8 protein-coding genes are annotated in these 13,058 nt (G+C 38.2%); all 8 read left to right on the top strand.

Going from position 1 to position 13,058, the window contains the following annotated elements:
- The first annotated feature begins 43 nt into the window (after nt 1-43).
- The 8 genes from rpoD to addA all read left to right on the top strand — a co-directional run bounded on the left by rpoD (nt 44) and on the right by addA (nt 12,914).
- Nucleotides 44-1,165, top strand: coding sequence for an RNA polymerase sigma factor RpoD (gene rpoD / locus ABS916_RS00335; RefSeq protein ID WP_350450033.1), 1,122 nt, complete (start codon nt 44-46; stop codon nt 1,163-1,165).
- Between the two features lie 121 nt (nt 1,166-1,286).
- Nucleotides 1,287-1,754: a hypothetical protein gene (locus ABS916_RS00330; protein ID WP_350450032.1), complete on the top strand. Its 468-nt coding sequence runs from the start codon at nt 1,287-1,289 to the stop codon at nt 1,752-1,754.
- A 32-nt stretch (nt 1,755-1,786) separates the two neighbouring features.
- Nucleotides 1,787-2,491: a tRNA (adenine(22)-N(1))-methyltransferase gene (locus ABS916_RS00325; protein WP_350450031.1), complete on the top strand. Its 705-nt coding sequence runs from the start codon at nt 1,787-1,789 to the stop codon at nt 2,489-2,491.
- Nucleotides 2,488-3,612, top strand: a complete 1,125-nt coding sequence (locus tag ABS916_RS00320; protein ID WP_350450030.1) for a Nif3-like dinuclear metal center hexameric protein — start codon at nt 2,488-2,490, stop codon at nt 3,610-3,612. Before ABS916_RS00325 ends, ABS916_RS00320 begins: the two co-directional genes overlap by 4 nt.
- A 29-nt stretch (nt 3,613-3,641) precedes the next feature.
- Nucleotides 3,642-4,877 (top strand): peptidase T, encoded by a 1,236-nt coding sequence (gene pepT / locus ABS916_RS00315; RefSeq protein WP_350450029.1) that lies wholly within the window; start codon nt 3,642-3,644, stop codon nt 4,875-4,877.
- A gap of 2 nt (nt 4,878-4,879) precedes the next feature.
- A complete protein-coding gene (locus tag ABS916_RS00310; protein ID WP_350450028.1) occupies nt 4,880-5,140 on the top strand; it encodes a DUF1294 domain-containing protein in 261 nt (86 codons plus the stop codon).
- 353 nt (nt 5,141-5,493) lie between these two features.
- Complete coding sequence (locus ABS916_RS00305; protein ID WP_350450027.1) at nt 5,494-9,114, top strand: PD-(D/E)XK nuclease family protein; 3,621 nt, start codon at nt 5,494-5,496, stop codon at nt 9,112-9,114.
- Entirely contained in the window at nt 9,111-12,914 is a 3,804-nt protein-coding gene (gene addA / locus ABS916_RS00300) for a helicase-exonuclease AddAB subunit AddA (RefSeq protein ID WP_350450026.1), read from the top strand. The genes ABS916_RS00305 and addA overlap by 4 nt, the downstream gene beginning before the upstream one ends.
- Nucleotides 12,915-13,058: the final 144 nt, after the last annotated feature.

Here is a 13,058-nt window from a genome sequence, read left to right as displayed (position 1 = left end):
ATTCATAATATGTACGAGTAAGATTGAAAGAGGAGGCTTTTTAATGGCTGAAAAAAAACTGACAACAAAAAAGGCGTATGATAGTGAAGTAAAGAGTTTGATCAAAGAGTATAAAGCAGCGGGAACTATTCATTACGATGAGTTAACAAATAAAATAGCAACTCCTTTTTCTTTAAATGCTGAAAAAATGGATCAATTGATCCAAACGGTTGAAGATGCAGGTGTTGGAGTAGTTGGAGACGATGGTGGTCCAACAGCTCGACAACTGAAACTCAAAGAAATGAAAGCTGAAAGAGAAGCAGAAAAACCGGAAGACTTAACGGCTCCTCCAGGAGTTAAAATTAATGATCCCGTTAGAATGTACTTGAAAGAAATTGGACGAGTGAATTTATTAACGGCTGCTGAAGAAGTCGAACTAGCGATAAAAATAGAAGAAGGCGACCAAGAAGCACGTCAACGCCTTGCAGAAGCTAACTTACGTTTAGTTGTTAGTATTGCCAAACGTTATGTTGGGCGCGGTATGCAATTTTTAGATTTGATCCAAGAAGGAAACATGGGATTGATGAAAGCTGTTGAAAAATTCGACTATAAAAAAGGATTTAAATTCTCAACTTATGCGACTTGGTGGATTCGTCAAGCTATTACGCGTGCGATTGCTGACCAAGCACGTACGATTCGTATTCCAGTGCATATGGTTGAAACAATCAATAAATTGATTCGTATCCAACGTCAATTGCTACAAGATTTAGGACGCGAACCAACTCCTGAAGAAATCGGAGCAGAAATGGATCTTCCAACTGAAAAAGTACGTGAGATTCTAAAAATTGCACAAGAGCCAGTTTCTTTAGAAACACCTATTGGAGAAGAAGATGATTCTCACTTAGGCGACTTTATTGAAGATCACGATGCGACAAGTCCAGCAGAAAACGCTGCTTATGAATTGCTAAAAGAACAACTAGAGGATGTACTAGACACTCTTACAGATCGTGAAGAGAATGTACTCCGTTTGCGCTTCGGTTTAGATGATGGACGCAATCGTACTCTTGAAGATGTGGGTAAAGTATTTGGTGTAACACGCGAGCGTATTCGTCAAATCGAAGCTAAAGCACTTCGTAAATTACGTCACCCTAGCCGTTCAAAACAATTAAAAGACTTCTTAGAATAAAAATAGATGAAGGTCGTCCAAAATTAACATTATTTGGACGGCCTTCTTTCGTATTGAGAGATAAAACTCAACGAATGAAAGAAAAAACTGGTATAATAATAGACGATGTAGGAATGAAGGGATGAATGACATGTTATCATTTGAAGAAAAAAAGGCTATTTTTGATAGCTACGAAGAATTAACGGCAACAAAAGTATCAATGAATCGTTTGAATTACCATTTTAAAGACAGTGCAGTACCTAAAACAATGGCAGTGCGCTTTCTTCACCCGAATGGAAATGCTTTGATTTATGCAGGTTATTTGCCTAAAGATGAAACTGATAAAGGCTACATTTCTGTAAGAGACGAAGATGAAGCGACAATTCGTTCTTTAGTGGATCAAGCAATTGCTCACTTAAAGAAAACAGCTGACGGATATGAAGAAGGCTATTCTGAATTATGGTTTGACAATAATGGCGATGTTTTACGTTTAGTCTATGATAATCCGACATGGGTCGTTGCCTTACCGAACGATCAAGTTGAAGGAGTTTTTCATTCAAAAGATGCTGCAGAAGGTTATTTAATGGATGAAGAGTTCTTCCAAGGATAAACAATGATCATGAAAAGAAAGAAGTGATGAGTATGGACGAAAGTCAATTATCGCTGCGTTTAAGCAGAGCGGCGTCTTATGTCGAACCGGGTGATCGTTTAGCCGATATCGGTTCTGACCACGCATATCTGCCTTGTGCTTTAGCGAGTAACAATCGCATTACGTTTGCTATTGCAGGAGAAGTTGTCGAAGGCCCTTTCCAAGCAGCAAAAAACCAAGTGCGACGTCTTGGTTTAACAGATCAAATCAGTGTACGTTTAGGGGATGGATTAGAAGTCCTTTCTCCTGAAGATAATGTAACCGCGATTACTATATGTGGCATGGGAGGTTCCTTAATTACCTCTATCTTGGACAACGGATTAAAAAAAGGCCATTTGACAGGCAAGGAACGCTTGATCTTGCAGCCGAACGTAGGAGAAAGAACCCTGCGTGAATGGTTGGTCGATCATGAGTACACGATTACGGCTGAAGAAATCATTGAAGAAAACAATAAAATTTATGAAGTAATGGTGGCCGTGAAAGATCCATTACTAAATCAAACTGTAACTGAACTTTACTTAATGTTTGGTTTTCATTTAAAAGAGGAAAATTCTGCTATCTTTAAAAAGAAATGGCAAAAAGAACTTGAAAAAAACCGTTATATTTTAGATAGTTTAACGCATTCAAGTGCAGATCAAACAACTAAAATCCAAAAAATCCAAGCAGAAATTCAAAAAATAGAAGAGGTGCTAAAATGACTGAGACTTATGGAAGTGAATTTATCCAAAAATTTGAATCATTTGCTCCAAAATATTTAGCTGAAGCTGGAGACCCGGTTGGCTTAGCGGTTGGAACGTTAAAAAAACCCATAAAAAAAATGATGGTGACGCTAGATGTTCGTCCAGAAGTGGTCCAAGAAGCCATTGAACAACACGTTGACTTTATCTTTGCACATCATCCACCTATTTTCCGCCCACTTAAAAATTTGGCCACAGATGATGCACAAACGAAGATGTATGCGGATCTTTTGAAGAATGATATAACCGTTTATGCTGCGCATACAAATTTAGATGTTGCTACAAATGGGATGAATACGTGGTTAGCAGATGAGTTGAACTTAACAGAAACAGAGATTTTACATGTCACGAAAAGACTGGCTTATAAAAAGATTGCAGTATTTGTTCCAAAAGAAAATGAAGAAGAAGTTCGAAAAGCGCTAACCGCTGCAGGAGCGGGTCAAATCGGTCCGAATTACAAAGATTGTACGTATACATTTGAGGGGATTGGACGCTTCACACCCATTAATCATGCTAATCCAACCATTGGAGAAATCGATGAACCTGAACATGTAGCAGAAGTTCGGATTGAAGTTGTTTTCCCTGAACATCTAACGCAAACAATTGAAAAAGCCCTATTTGAAGCTCATCCTTATGAAGAGCCGCCGTATGATTTGTATACAATTGAGAATTTTGTTGATGAATATGGCCTTGGAAGGATAGGGAATTTAGCTGAGCCTGTTACTGTTCAGGAGTTTGCTCAAAAGGTAAAAGAAACGTTTGGTGTATCGGGCTTACGCTACGTAACACCGGATAAAGATAAACTGATTCAACGTGTTGCAGTTTGTGGTGGGGATGCAGGGGGGTATTACCCAGATGCCTTAAGCAAAAATGCAGATGTGTTTATCACTGGAGATGTTTATTACCATACAGCTCATGATATGTTAGCAGACGGGTTAAGCGTCATCGATCCTGGTCATCACATTGAAAGCATATGTAAACCAAAATTGGTTGAATTATTTACGGAGTGGAAATCTGATCTTGAATGGGATTTTGACATCATTCTATCAGAATTAAATACAGATCCTTATGAATTTATCTAAAAAACGATGTTGAAAGGAAGTTACCTCTTATGTATGAAAATCTAGTCCCTCGTTTTATTCGTTATGTGAAAACAGAAACACGTTCTGATGAAAATAGCACCACTATTCCATCAACGCAAAGCCAAGTGGCATTTGCTAAGACGTTAATGAAAGAATTAGAAGACATTGGTTTAAGTGATATTTCTTATAATGAAACCAATGGATATGTGACTGCAACATTGCCAAGTAACACAGCTAAAAAAGTGCCAACTGTTGGGTTTATTGCTCATATGGATACAGCTGATTTTAATGCGAAAAATGTAAACCCGCAATTCCATGAGCAATACAATGGAGAAGCCATTGTTTTAAATGAAGAACAACAGGTCGTTTTAGACCCTAAAGAGTTTCCTAACCTAAAAAATTACATTGGCCAAACGTTGATCACAACCGATGGTACAACGTTATTAGGAGCCGACGATAAAGCGGGCATTGCCGAAATCATGACAGCTATGGAAATTTTGATCAATGATGATTCAATTGAACATGGCGATATTCGTGTTGGTTTTGGACCAGATGAAGAAATCGGTATCGGAGCAGATCGATTTGACGTTCCGGGGTTCAATGCCACATTTGCTTATACAATGGATGGTGGTCCTATTGGAGAATTAGAATTTGAAAGTTTTAATGCAGCTTCAGCAATCGTTAAGATTCAGGGTAAAAATGTTCATCCAGGTACTGCAAAAAACACAATGGTAAATGCAGTGAAAATTGGAATGGCTTTTGATGCGTTATTGCCTCAAGATGAAGTTCCTGAAAAAACTGAAGGCCGTGAAGGATTCTACCATTTAGTTGGAATAACGGGTGAAGTAGATGAAGCAACGTTGACTTATATTATTCGTGACCATGATCGTGAAAAATTCGAAGCGCGCAAAGCCTTTATGCTAGAACAAGCGGCTACGTTAAATAAAGAATATGGCAGCGAACGAATCACAATTGACTTAAATGATTCTTACTACAATATGGGTGAGATTATTGAAAAAGATATGACTGTAGTGGATCTAGCTGAAGAAGCGATGAAAAACCTGTCTATTGAACCAATCATCGAACCTATTCGTGGCGGTACAGATGGTTCTAAAATTTCCTTTATGGGACTGCCAACGCCGAACATTTTTGCTGGTGGAGAAAATTTCCATGGCCGTTATGAATTTGTAGCTGTTGAAAGCATGGAGAAAGCTACGGCAGTAATCGTAGAAATCGCGCGCTTGAATGCTTTAAAAGGAGCTTAAGAATGATTTTTGTAATGAGTTATCTTCTTATATGCAATATCCTTTTGTTTGTGCTGATGTATGTAGATAAACAAAAAGCCGTAAAAAGACAATGGAGAATTCCTGAAAAGACACTATTGCTTTTAGGTCTCATTGGCGGTGGCTTTGGTGGTCTGATAAGCATGAATGCATTTCGACATAAAACGATGAAGCGATCGTTTAAGGTGGTCTATACTTTAGGAGCGGCCTTTGCTGTTTTCTTATTGGTATATGTTAATCGTTAATAAATAGTGGGTTGGGACATTTGTCTCAGCCTTTTTTTGTCTAGAAAATTAGTCCAGAAGCTATTCGGTTAACAAATTCGACGACAAAATGTTTGTTCATGGAAGAGTGAAGCATAAAATAAGTGTCACTCTGCCATGAAACGGCTCTACACGGAAGAGTGACAGACCAAATGAGCGTCACTCTTCCGTTAAAAGTGGTTTCACGAACAAGTGAAGCAGAAAATAACACTCACTCTTCCATGAAAAGGAAAAAATTGAATGTTGATGTTAGATTAAGTTTCTTCTCTCGTTATTTTTTTGCGTATGTTAAAATGAGAGACAGAGAAGTTGAATGAAAGGATGTGCGAAATACGATGGGATTGCAATTTGTATTAGGCCGTGCGAATCGTGACAAACGTTCGGTACTACTGGATGAGATAGCAGAAAGCCTGACGAAACAAACGGAAGAGTCTATTTTTTATTTAGTTCCGGACCATATTAAATTTCAGGCTGAAATGACCGTTTTGGAAAAACTTAGTCACTATCCTTATTTTGAAAAGAAACCAATTATGGGCATGATGCATTTACAAGTATTCAGTTTTACACGATTAGCATGGTATTGGTTAAAAGACACCGATATTTATGCTAAGCCGCAATTAACCACAACAGGATTATCGATGCTGATCCGTAAACTATTGATCGAACATGAAGAAGAGTTGACTATCTATCGCGGTGAAGTCCGCAAAGATGGATTTGTTCAGCAAATGACAGATCTGTTTTTAGAATTGCGCAGTGGACGGATTGCACAAGCAGATTTGGATCATATGATGTTTAGTCTAGGTACTTCACCTAAAGAAGCCGATTTCAAATTGAAGTTACAAGATCTATCCTTGATTTATCAAGCTTTTGATGCAGCATTACTGAATAAATATATCGAGTCTGAAGATATCGTATCCGCGCTGATTCAAAAAGTGGAAGAGTTGAATTTGTCCCAAACCACGTTTTACATTGAGAGTTACTATCAATTTACTGCTCAAGAACAAGCGCTTATTTTGGCTTTAATGAAAGCTGCTAAAAAAGTAACGATCGCACTGACGTCAGATAAAGCATATGCCGTCGAAAAACCAGAAATGCATAATTTGTTTCAGACATCGGGAGCAACCTATTATAAATTGTATCAACTGGCACGCCAAAATAATGTTCCAGTCTACAAAGACAAACTGATCCAAGAAATTGATGAGGCATACTGTGGAGAATTAAATCAATTGGAAGAATTTTGGGTTGAGACTAGCCAACTGACTCCTGCAAAAAATGAGCGAGTAGACGGACTTGACGCGATGGGCAATTGCATCGAGATATGGGCTGCAGAGAATAAACAAGCAGAAATCACCCATGTGGCCAAAGAAATTCGTAAATTGGTTTCCACTGGTAATTACCGTTATAAGGATATTTTAGTCTTGACTCGCAATATGGATGATTATTTAGCCATCATAGAGCCGTTATTTAGTAGTCACGAGATAGAGTCATTCGTTGATAGTGCAGAATTGATGAATCAACATCCGCTTATTGAAGTGATTGACTCTTTAGTCAGCATTTACAAACGCAATTGGCGATACGCAGATGTGATGCGACTTCTTAGAACGGAGTTAGTGATTCCAAAAAGCGAAGGGGAAGAAGCTCTTTCAAAAGAACGCGCACAACGGGTGAATCAGCATGTACAACGTGCACGACAATTTAGAGAACGAGTAGATGTAACGGAAAATGTGTTATTGTGTTATGGTTATGAGGGGTATCAATGGACTAAATCAGATCCTTGGCACTACACGCGTTACTTCTATGAAGATGCCGAGTTTCAGTCGGACAATGATCAGCGGATTGAACAGATTGCTAATTCCATTAAAACAGATCTGACAGGACTGTTGGTCCCATTTTTCAATCGATTAGAAAAAGCGCAAACCAGTAAAGATGCTGCAAAAGAACTGTATGTATTTATGGAAACTATTGGAGTTAAAGATCAAATAGGTTTTTGGAGAGATCAAGCGATTGAAGACAATGATCTTGAAGAAGCTCGCAAACACGAACAAACATGGCAAACATTTTTGCAGCTTTTAGATGAATATGTAGAAGTTTTGGGAGAAGAACCGTTCGACTTGGATAGTTTCTATGCGATCTTAATGACTGGATTTGATAATGCGACTTACAGTATGGTTCCACCAAGTATTGATCAAGTAACTTTTTCAGGTATTGAAGGAACACGTATCGGAACAGCCAAAGTCACCTTTATGCTGGGAGTAACAGATGCCCACTTGCCGGCTAAAACAGAAAATAAAAGTATTTTAACGGAAGAAGACCGGGATTTCTTTTCACAATTCCTAGACGATACAAAATATTTAAAACCAACTGTTGAAGCGGTTATGGCTTCTGAACCGTTTATTGCTTATCAAGCCTTTTTAGATTCTTCTGAGAAATTGATTTTTAGTTACCCGACCAGCGATGAAACAAAAAATGGTCCAAAATTATCACCTTATGTGGACAGGATAGCGAAAGCGTTCCATCTTCCAATCCAAGCCAAATTGATGGACGTCACATCACTAGAAAATCCATCCGATAAAGAATTAATGGATTTTATTGGAACGAAAAAAACGACGATCAGTCAGCTGTTGATGATTTTGCGCAAAGAGCAAGACCAAAAAGGTCAGTTAAGTTTATTTTGGCAAAATTTATATACGTTCTTTAAACGAGATAAACAAGTGGCTCGCGATTTTAACCATTTACTGGTTAGTTTAGTTAAGAAAAACCTGCCTATACCCTTGAAAAGTGATATTGCAACAGACTTGTATGGCAAAGATCTCTATTTATCTGTTTCTCGTTTAGAAGCTTTTTATGCAGATCACTATGGCCATTTCTTGACCTATGGATTGAAATTACAAGAACGAGATGTCTTTGAGCTGTCTCCAGCCGGTACGGGAGAATTCTTCCATGATGCGTTGGATCACTTGTTTAAACAGATTATTCAAAAGAACCTCAGCTTTGATCAATTAACGGAAGACATGCTGGAACAATTGACGTCAGGAGTGTTAACAGAACTTTATGGGAAACCAAAGTTCTCCATTTTAAATGCCTCAAATCGCATGAAGTATATTCGTGACCAACTAGGGCAAACGATTAAAAAAATGGTGTGGGTCATCGGCAATCAAAGCCGACGGACAAATATGAAAAATGTTCAAACAGAAGTTTTATTTGGCCAAGTTGCAAATCAAACCGGCATTGAAGGATTATCTTTTCCACTTAATAATGGTGGAACCCTACACTTACGTGGGAAAATCGATCGAGTGGATGCTATGAACTTAGGCGACGATTATTACCTGAGTGTAGTAGACTACAAGTCAAGCGCGCATAAATTCAATTATCAGGATGCTTATTATGGTCTAGCCATGCAAATGATCACGTACTTGGATACGGCCCTTCAAAATGCTGTTGGATTGATTGGACATGAAGCTAAACCTGCAGGCGCGTTTTATTTGCATGTATCCAATCCGTTTATGAAAAAAGGAACATTTTTAGATGAAGATGCGTATATCAATGAGTTGTTAAAATCCTATAAAATGGATGGATTGTTGCTTGAAGATGAAGACATGCTCTTGTCATTAGATCCAACGATTGAACCGACAAAAGCTTCGCTTGTGTATCCCTTTAATCAATTGAAAAGTGAAGCCTTAAAATCGAACAAATTTGTCACGCTGGATGAAATGACTGCGTTACGACAACACAATCAAAAACTGATTGTTGATGCTGGAAATAAAATCGTCGAAGGAGTAAATACATTAAATCCTTTCTATGAAAAAAGGCAGTTTATTCCGACCGTTAATGGACCATTACGTGCGGTTTCACAATTTGATGCGATGTTGCCTGAAAACAATTATCGTCGGATGGAATCGTTAAAAAGAGAAGACATTCTTAAGAAAATGCAAGAAGAGGAGGAAGATGAAGAATGATGAACCCACTTCCACTAAAACCTGAAAACAGTCATTTTACCGATGGACAATGGCAGGCAATCTATGAAGAAGGCCACAATATACTGGTGTCTGCTTCAGCAGGTTCAGGTAAAACAACGGTTCTTGTCCAACGTGTGATCGAAAAAATAAAATCTGGGACCAATGTCGATGAGATGTTGATCGTGACGTATACAGAAGCAGCCGCGAAAGAAATGAAAGCTCGGATCCAAGTTGCAATCCAAGAAGCAGTCACATCTGAAAGCGACCTAGAATTAAAAAGACACCTTACTCGACAAGTAACCTTGATCCATCAAGCGTCAATCAGTACGCTACATGCTTTTTGCCTTCAAGTGATCCGTCGTTATTATTATTTGATCAATTTAGATCCCATTTTTAGACTATTGACGGATGAAACAGAGATTCTTTTACTTAAGGAAAGTGTCTGGGAAGAAGTAAGAGAAGAGTTATACGGAGAAGAAGACTCCCTTTTTAAAGATTTGACCGCTTCGTACTCTAATGATCGAAGCGATGCAGGGCTAACAGACTTGATTTTCTCATTGTACGAATTTTCAAGAGCTAACCCTAGACCTGCTGTGTGGTTAGAACAATTATCCTATTTATACCAAGTAGAAGATAACGATTTAACGACGGGTGTTTTATTTAAAGAACTGTTAAAACCTCAGATTTTATCGGTATTAGACAGTCTGGTCGAGCTTTCTCAAGTTGCTGCTCAACTAGGTGAAAGCACTGAAGAGCTAAAAAACCAAACCGATTTGGTTCGCGGAGAATGGATTGCGTTGCAAGAAATTCAAGCACATATCAACGAACACAACTATCAAGCAGCGTATAATTGTTGTAAAAACTTTGAATTTGCTCGATGGAAAGCAATTAAAAAGGGAACCGATGAAGCAATAAAAGAAACCGCTGAGGAAATGAAGGGGTTACGTGATCAGTATAAAGCTCGTTTTAAGGAACTAGCTAATGATTATTTCTCTGCTTCCCCTCAAGAACAAATCGACTTAATGTTAAGTGCTGCTCCCTTGGTTGAAGAAATGGCACGTGTGACACAACTCTTCACGGAGGCTTTTCGCCAGCGCAAGGATGAACGGAACCTATTAGATTTTAATGATCTAGAACATTTGACTCTTCAAATTCTGGCTCAGTTCAATGAGGAAAACTGGATTCCAACTGAAGCTTCGAAGCATTATCGAGACAAATTTAAAGAAGTCATGGTTGATGAATACCAAGACATCAATCAACTTCAAGAAAATATATTGCGTTGGTTGGCCCATGACCAATCAGATCAAGGAAACTTGTTCATGGTAGGGGATGTGAAACAATCTATTTATTCGTTTCGTTTAGCTGATCCAGGATTATTTTTAAAAAAATACGAACAGTATGAACATCACGAATTAGGTGAACGAATTATACTGGCTGAAAACTTTCGTTCACGAGGTGAAGTGCTGCAATTTACTAATTTAGTCTTTGAACAACTAATGGATAAAGCAGTCGGACAAATGGACTATGATGAAGCTGCTAAACTCGTGCAAGGCTTTAGGGGTTTTCCAGAATTGCAAAAACACCAACCGGAACTTTTAATCTACGAAAAAGGCACCAATGATACCGAAGATGAGGAAGAAGAAACAGAGTCGGTTAATTGGGATATGCGGATTGAAGATAAAACGGAAGGCGAATTATTGATGGTCGGCCAAAAAATCCAAGAGTTGATCCAAACGCAATTTCCAATTTATGATAAACGAGCTAAAACAACGCGGCCAATCAATTATCGAGACATTGTTTTGTTGACACCGACTAAAAAGAATAACTTGGTGTTAATGGAAATGTTCAAACGATTGGCTATTCCACTTCAAGTAAATGACACGCAAAATTACTTTCAAACAACTGAAATCACGATCATGATGTCTTTACTGAAAGTTATTGATAACCCTTATCAAGATATTCCCTTGGCCGCAGTGTTGCGTTCGCCGCTTGTTGGGTTAGATGAAAATGAATTGGCCTCAATTAGGATCAGCCAAAAAACAGGGGATTACTTTGATGCCTTAAAAACGTTCTATCAATCTTACCCAGGTGTAGAAAAGGCTAGTCGTTTTACATCACATTTATATGGAAAAATCGAAGTGTTTTTAACACGTTTGAACAAATGGCGTGAAATTGCTCGACGAGACCATTTAGTCGCGCTAATATGGACGATTTATGATGATACAGGCTTTTTAGACTATGTTGGAGGAATGAGTTCGGGTAAACAGCGCAAAGCTAATTTGCACGCTTTATATGAGCGTGCATCCAGCTATGAAAAAACAAGTTTTAAAGGGCTGTTTCAATTTGTACGATTCATCGAAAAAATGCAAGAAAAAGACAAAGATCTGGCAGAGCCTACCGCTATATCTGAAGATGAGAACGCTGTTCGAGTGATGACGATCCATGCAAGTAAAGGGTTAGAGTTTCCAGTCGTCTTTGTATTAGATTTAACGAAAAAATTTAATTTGCAAGACATCAAAAAAAGTTATATTTTTAACGAACAATATGGAGTGGGGACGGACTTTAAAGATTTGGACCGTCGCATTCGATACCCTTCTTTACCGGAAATCGCTTTAAAAGTGGAGAAGAAAACGAAATTGTTATCTGAAGAAATGCGAAAATTATATGTAGCATTGACACGTGCAGAAGAAAAATTGTTTTTAGTGGGTTCGTATAAAGATGAAGCAGCAGCATGGAAAGAATGGGGTGTCGTTAGTTCCCACAATCCAACCGTTTTGCCAGCCGATATTCGGTTTACCGCTAGTAGTTTAATGAAGTGGATCGGGTTATCCCTTGTTCGTCATCCTTCAAGTCAAAATGAGGAGATCGCTGTCAGTGCCAGAAATGGAGCCATTACCAATCATTCTGCCCATTTTAGTATCCACTTTTATGATGAAAGTGCGATTCAAGAACAATTGATTTCAAAAGACAATGGAACGGATGAAAACTGGTTAGAGAAATTGAATCAGCTGCAAGACACAATCTCTGAGACTGAACCAAAACAAAGTACCGTCCAAAAAGCGTTAGAATTGATGAATTACATTTACGAGCATGAAGGGGCTTCTCATACAACCAGTTATCAATCGGTTTCAGAAATCAAACGGTTATTTGAAGAGCCCGAAAGCGATCAAATGGTTAAAATCGATATCAATCAACCGAGAAATCGAAACCGGTATGTTGAAGAAACGCTAGATCGACCACTGTTTATGGCTGAATTAACCGCTCCTTCAAATGCAGAGATAGGAACGGCAACGCATTCCGTGATGCAAGCTATTGATTTAAGCACGGCTCCTACCAAAGAAACACTGGAAATCCTAGTTGCTTCGTTGATAAAAAATGGCGTCTTAAAAGAAGACGTTGCTGCAAAAGTTAATGTTGAACAAGTAGAGGAGTTTTTTACAACACCGCTAGGGAAAATGATCATTGATTTTTCGAAAGATGTCCATCGTGAAGAACCATTCTCACTTTTATTAGATGCTGAAAAACTGTTTACAGATATGAATGGCGACGCTGAAGATAAAATATTGATTCACGGAATTATTGACGGCTATATCGAGTTAGAGGATCACATTATTTTATTTGATTACAAAACAGATAGAGTCAGTCATTACGGACCACAATCAGGAGAGAAAATGTTAGAAAAGTACAAAGGTCAAATGAATTTATATCGATCTGCATTAGAATCTATCTTAGATAAAAGAGTTACTGAAACCTATCTGTGTCTATTAGATACAGGAGAGATCGTATCCGTTCCATCATAAGCAAGATTCAAGTGACTCTTTAATATTCCCAAAATCCAGAATAATTAGAGAAAAATAAGCTGCTTCTATATGAACAATTAAAAAAAGACTGATTCAAAAAATCGAGGAGTACTCGACTATTGAGTCAGTCTTTTTTTATAGTTA

The sequence above is a fragment of the Carnobacterium sp. genome, from assembly GCF_040274945.1.
GTDB lineage: Bacteria > Bacillota > Bacilli > Lactobacillales > Carnobacteriaceae > Carnobacterium_B.
The sequence above is the reverse complement of the archived record's forward strand: the minus strand, read 5'-3'. Positions and strand labels throughout refer to the sequence as shown.